Origin of the sequence: Arthrobacter sp. Hiyo1, from assembly GCF_001263615.2 — a bacterium.
Taxonomy (GTDB): Bacteria; Actinomycetota; Actinomycetes; order Actinomycetales; family Micrococcaceae; genus Arthrobacter.
The window spans coordinates 375664-379953 of record NZ_DF952471.1 but is presented as its reverse complement, the minus strand read 5'-3'; the positions used below and the strand labels follow the sequence as shown (position 1 = coordinate 379953).

The following is a 4290-nucleotide window of genomic DNA, read 5'->3' as shown; positions in this document are numbered from 1 at the left end:
CACGCCGGGCTGCCACGGTGCTGACCCACAAGGCCGAACAGGACCGCCAGGATCCGCAACCGCTTGTCGCCCGGAAGCGGCGCTGGTTGACGCCGGCCATTGCCGCCGTCTTGGCCATCTTCGTGGTCGCCGGGCTATGGCTCGGCTATGCGTGGACGCAGACTCGCTACTACGTCGGTGAATTCAATCAGCACGTCGCAATCTTCAACGGCATTTCGCAGAGCCTGGGCCCGTTCCAGCTCTCGAAAGTCGAGGCCACGACGAACATCCGCATGGATTCCTTGCCTGAATTCACGCAACAAGTCGTTCGCCAGACCGTTCCGGCGCGGGATCTGGCCGATGCCCAGCAGATTGTGAAAAACCTTCAGGAAAAGGGCACCACCGGGCTTCCAGTCACATGCCCCACAGGCACGGCCAAGCCGACGGCGAGTCCCTCGCCCACAACAGGCCCCACGCCGGCGAGCCCGAATCCCTCGAACCGGCCAACATCGTCGCCGACGTCCACGGCGGTCCCTACGTGCGCGGTGTCCCCATGATCCTGGCCACCACCACACCCAGGCCGCGCCGCAACGTCGAGCTCGTCCTGCTGGTCCTTGCCCTTGCTGTGGGAATCGGCGCCAGCGCCATGGTCGGGCTCAACAGTCCGGCCGCGTTCGACGCCGATTTCTGGTTCCAGTCGAGTCTCTTGATCGTGGCGGCATTCGCTTTCCACATGATCCTCAGGTTCCGCGCGAAATATGCCGATCCGATCATCCTTCCGATCGTGGTTGCACTCAACGGCTTGGGACTGGCCCTGATCCATCGCATGGACCAGCCTGGCGAGGACACGGGAAACAACCAGTTGCGCTGGACCCTCCTGGCCATGGCCGTGTCAATCGTTGTGATCTGGTTCCTCAAGGACCACCGCATCCTTCGCCGCTTCACCTTCATCTCGCTGGCGGCCAGCGCGGTTCTCCTTGTATTGCCGCTGGTTCCCGGAATCTCCGCCGGCGAGGTGCTGGGCGCGAGCGTCTGGATCCGGATCGGTCCCATGACTTTCCAGCCAGGCGAAATCGCCAAGATTACCCTGGCTATATTCTTCGCAGGCTATCTTTCCTCCAACCGGGACCTCATCCTGCTTGCCGGCCGCAAAATCGGCCCCATGCAATTGCCGCGCTTCAAGGATCTTGGCCCCATGATCACGGCTTGGCTCGTGAGCATCGGCATCCTCGTGTTCCAGCGGGACCTCGGCACCTCGATCCTTTTCTTCGGCTTGTTCATCGTCATCATCTATGTGGCAACAAGCCGGATCAGCTGGGTAGTCATCGGCGTCGCACTGATCCTGGGTGGCGGATTCCTGGCGTCCAGGTTCTTCTCGCACGTCGCGTTCCGCCTGGACAGCTGGTGGAACGCCTTCACCCCGGAAGTCTTCGACCGGTCCCCGGGCGGCAGTGGACAGATCGTCCAGGGCCTCTTCGGCATGGCCGACGGCGGCCTCGGAGGCACAGGGCTCGGACAAGGCCGGCCGGATCTGGTGCCGTTCGCCAACAGCGACATGATCGTGGCCCTCATCGGTGAGGAACTGGGACTGATCGGTCTTTTTGCCGTCGTGATGCTCTACATGCTGCTCTTCACCCGGGGGTTCCGCGCTGCTCTTGGCGCGCGGGACGCGTTCGGCAAACTCTTGGCTTGTGGCCTGTCCTTTGCCATAGCGCTGCAGTGCTTCGTGGTGATCGGCGGCGTCACCCGGCTGATCCCGCTGACGGGACTCACCACTCCATTCCTTGCGGCAGGCGGTTCCTCCTTGCTTGCCAACTGGATCATCGTGGGCTTGCTGCTCATGATTTCGAACACCGCGCGCGGCCCGGTGGACACTACGCCCATTACCCATGCCCCCACAGAGGCGGTGCAGACCTCATGAACCATTCCATACGCAATGCGTGGATGGCAGCAGTTGCCATGTTCGCCCTCCTCTTTGGCGCGATCAGTTATGTCCAGGTCATCGGCGCCGGCGACCTCAACGACAATCCGTGGAACCAGCGCGCTGTCCTGGCGAACTACTGCAACGACCGCGGTGCCATCATCGTGGGCGGCAAGCCAATCGCCGAATCCGTTGCCGGAGACGAAACCTGCAAGTACCAGCGCAGTTACGCCCAGCCGGAGCTTTATGCGGGGATCACGGGATACTTCTCCAGGACCTATGGGTCCACCGGGCTTGAGCAACAGCTCCGGGATGAACTGGCTGGCAGCTCCGACCAACTCTTCCTGGACCGTGTGAGCCAGATTTTCCTTGGGAGCCAGCCGAAGGGCGCCTCGGTGGAATTGACCCTTGATCCCGTGATCCAGAAGCTCGCCTACGACCTCATTCCTGACGGCCAGCGCGGCTCGATCGTCGTCACCAATCCGAAGACGGGCGCCATCATCGCGATGGTCTCCAAGCCGTCCTATAACCCCAACCTGATCGCCACGCACGATCCTGCCAAGGAGAAGGCCGGTTACGACCAAATCAACCAGGTCCCCGGCATCAACCTGAACCAGTCCGTGAGCGGACCCACCGGCGAGCTGTTGGCGCCCGGTTCCGTGTTCAAGCTCGTCGATACGGCGGCAGCATTGAGCTCCGGGAAGTACAACAAGGACAGTGTCCTGCCGAACCCGGACAGTCTGCCGTTGCCCGGTTCCAGCGCCTCGCTGCCCAACTATGCCGGGGGCAACTGCTCCACCCGCAACACCGCGGATTTCGCTTTCGCCCTGGAACAGTCATGCAACACGCCCTTCGCCAGCATTGCCCTGGACCTGGGCCAAAACGCGATCGCGGACCAGGCCAGCAAGTTCGGCTTCGGACAGGATTTCGGGGACCAGCTCAAGCTGCAGTCCGCGGTCAGCGTGTTCCCCAAGAACCTGGACCAAGCAGCGCTGGCCCAGTCCGCCGTCGGGCAGCGTGACGTCAGGGCCACTCCGCTGCAAATCGCCATGATGACCGCCGCTATTGCCAATAAGGGCGTCCAGATGAAGCCGAACCTCATCAAGACTGTGCGGGCACCTGACCTGCGTGTCATCAGCGAGCCCAAGGCCGAGGCGCTGCGTACTTCCACCACGCCCGATATCGCCAACCAGATCACGCAGTGGATGACCGACGTCGTGTCCCAGGGCATTGCGAGCGGCGCCGCAGTGCCGGGAGTCCAGGTGGCCGGCAAGACCGGTACCGCGCAACTCGGCGATTCAGGCTTGAACAACTCATGGTTTACCGGGTTCGCCCCGGCCAACGACCCGCAGGTAGCCGTCACCATTGTCATGGAAGGCGTTGATGTGTCTACCGGCGCAAAGCTAACCAGTCCGAACGCGAAGAAGATTTTTGAGGCGGTGTTGAACAAGTGAGGCCTACGTCAGGAATCACCCTCGGCGGCAGGTTCCAGCTGACCAGTCGCATAGCGATTGGCGGCATGGGAGAGGTCTGGAGGGCCAAGGACCAGATCCTTGGCCGGATCGTCGCCATCAAGGTACTCAAAGAGGAATACACGGGCGACCCCGGGTTCCTCCAGCGGTTCCGCGCCGAGGCCCGCCACACCGCGTTGCTCAATCACGTGGGGATCGCCAACGTCTTCGATTACGGAGAGGAAGACGCTCCGCCTACCTGGTCATGGAATTGGTGCCGGGTCAGCCGCTGAGCAGCATCCTGGAGCACGAGCAGGTCCTTTCACCGGACCGCACCCTGTCCATCATTTCCCAAACCGCCCGGGCGCTGGCCCCTGCACATGCCCAAGGGCTGGTACACAGGGACATCAAACCGGGCAACCTCCTGATCACGCCGGATTTCCGTGTCAAGATCACCGACTTCGGTATCGCCCGCCTCGCCGACCAGGTTCCGCTCACGCAGACCGGCCAGGTCATGGGTACGGCGCAATACCTGGCTCCGGAGCAGGCCACGGGACAAACAGCCACAGGCGCCTCGGACATCTATTCCCTGGGGATCATCGGCTACGAGTGCCTTACAGGGCACCGTCCTTTTTCGGGAGAATCCCAGATCGCGATTGCGCTGGCCCAGGTCAACGACGCCCCGCCGCCGCTGCCTGAAAGCCTGCCCACCCCCATTCGCGCCCTGCTGATGTCCATGCTCGCCAAGGATCCGAAGAACCGTCCCGCGGATGCCATCAAGCTGGCCGAAGCCGCGGAAGCGATCCGCGCTGGCGATATCGCAACGGCACACGCGGCCGTCCCGGGGATGTTGCTGTTCGAATCCGCCACGGGCCTATCACTGCCCCTACGGACATTGCCACCGCCGCCCACGGCACTCGTCACCTCGCCCTACGGCAG

At 62.9% G+C, this 4290-nt stretch carries 2 protein-coding genes and 2 pseudogenes; all 4 read left to right on the top strand.

Annotated features, from left to right (window positions below; translation table 11 throughout):
• Nucleotides 1–536: pseudogene (locus AHiyo1_RS13310) on the top strand (serine/threonine-protein phosphatase); the annotation flags it as partial.
• Nucleotides 533–1900: an FtsW/RodA/SpoVE family cell cycle protein gene (locus AHiyo1_RS13305; RefSeq protein WP_059388888.1), complete on the top strand. Its 1368-nt coding sequence runs from the start codon at nucleotides 533–535 to the stop codon at nucleotides 1898–1900. The pseudogene AHiyo1_RS13310 and the gene AHiyo1_RS13305, both read left to right, overlap by 4 nt.
• Nucleotides 1897–3354 carry a penicillin-binding transpeptidase domain-containing protein gene (locus tag AHiyo1_RS13300; RefSeq protein WP_059388886.1) on the top strand — a complete coding sequence of 486 codons (1458 nt, stop codon included), beginning with the start codon at nucleotides 1897–1899 and terminating at the stop codon, nucleotides 3352–3354. The genes AHiyo1_RS13305 and AHiyo1_RS13300 overlap by 4 nt, the downstream gene beginning before the upstream one ends.
• Nucleotides 3351–4290: pseudogene (locus AHiyo1_RS13295) on the top strand (serine/threonine-protein kinase); the annotation flags it as partial. The gene AHiyo1_RS13300 and the pseudogene AHiyo1_RS13295, both read left to right, overlap by 4 nt.

What these genes read in the sequence shown, in the direction of transcription:
- AHiyo1_RS13300 (WP_059388886.1), top strand. Translation starts at nt 1,897, where the DNA reads ATGAACCATTCCATACGCAATGCGTGGATGGCAGCAGTTGCCATGTTC.
- AHiyo1_RS13305 (WP_059388888.1), top strand. Translation starts at nt 533, where the DNA reads ATGATCCTGGCCACCACCACACCCAGGCCGCGCCGCAACGTCGAGCTC.